Here is a 1,083-nt window from a genome sequence, read left to right on the forward strand (position 1 = left end):
GGGAGAGCAACTGTCTTGATTCAGGCTGTTTGGGAGGCGTTGAGATGGTCCCGCATGCGGGCGTTGAGGATGACCAGCAGTTTGCGCATGGATGCCACCAGGGCCACCTTGGCGGGTTTACCTCGCTGACGGAGCGATTGGTAGAAGGACCGCAGCGTCGGTTCGTAGCGCACGGCCGTCAGCGTGCCCATATACAGCGTGGCCCGAAGGCCGGCTCGGCCGCCCCAGATGCGGCGCGTACCGCGCTGATTGCCGCTGTCGCAGGCCAAGGGCGCCACGCCCACCAGTTTGGCAATCGCTTTGCCGCTCACGTGCCCCAGCTCGGGCAATTGCGTGGCCAACGCCGAGCGCACTACCGGTCCCACGCCTTTGATCTGGCCCAGCACAGCCAAGCAGGGCTGCTCGGCCACCTGCTGGGCGATGCGAGCATCCAGCGCCTTGAGCATCGCCTCGCTACGGCGCAGGGCCAACAAGGTCTGCCGACGTAGCCAGGTGTCAGTGAGTTGCTCCAGTCGTTGGCGTTCCTGCTGCACGCTCTGCTGCAGATCCAGGCGGCGCTGGTGGTATTGCCCCAGGCGGCGTTGCCAGGCCGGCGACGGACGATAGGGCGTCAGGTCCAGCACGGCGGCCATGTGCGCCAGAACCTGGGCATCAAGGGCATCGGTCTTGGCCAGCTGGCCGGTGGCCTTGGCAAAATCACGGCCTTGGCGGGGATTGATCCGCACCATCGGCACCCCCGCCGCATGCAGATGATCCAGTGCCTGCTGCTCGTATCCTCCGGTGGCTTCCAGCACGCATTGACGCACGGGCACATCGGCCAACCAGTGCCGCAGGGCTTCAAGCCCGGAGGCGGTGTTGGGAAAGCGAGTCCGACGATCCATGCCGTACACGTGCGCGTCGATCCATGCCTTGCACACATCAAGACCTATGCCGTATTCCATCGCCCATCTCCGATAAGCTGCCAGGGTCGAGAGTCCTCCCATGCGGCCCAGCCTTATCGTTACGAGCGCCTACTCGAGCAACTGTTCGGGCGTGTGCAGGGAGATTCCGGCGTGGCGAGCTTGCTCTCCCGCGGTCGTAGCA

General features: G+C 65.0%; 1 protein-coding gene. It reads right to left on the reverse strand.

Annotation, left to right across the window (positions count from 1 at the left end):
- Nucleotides 1-20: 20 nt before the first annotated feature.
- Nucleotides 21-941 (reverse strand): transposase, encoded by a 921-nt coding sequence (locus tag MMG85_RS18365; protein WP_241047345.1) that lies wholly within the window; start codon nucleotides 939-941, stop codon nucleotides 21-23.
- Between the last annotated feature and the right edge of the window lie 142 nt (nucleotides 942-1,083).

Origin of the sequence: Pseudoxanthomonas sp. LH2527 (genome assembly GCF_022539275.1) — a bacterium.
Taxonomy (GTDB): domain Bacteria; phylum Pseudomonadota; class Gammaproteobacteria; order Xanthomonadales; family Xanthomonadaceae; genus Pseudoxanthomonas_A.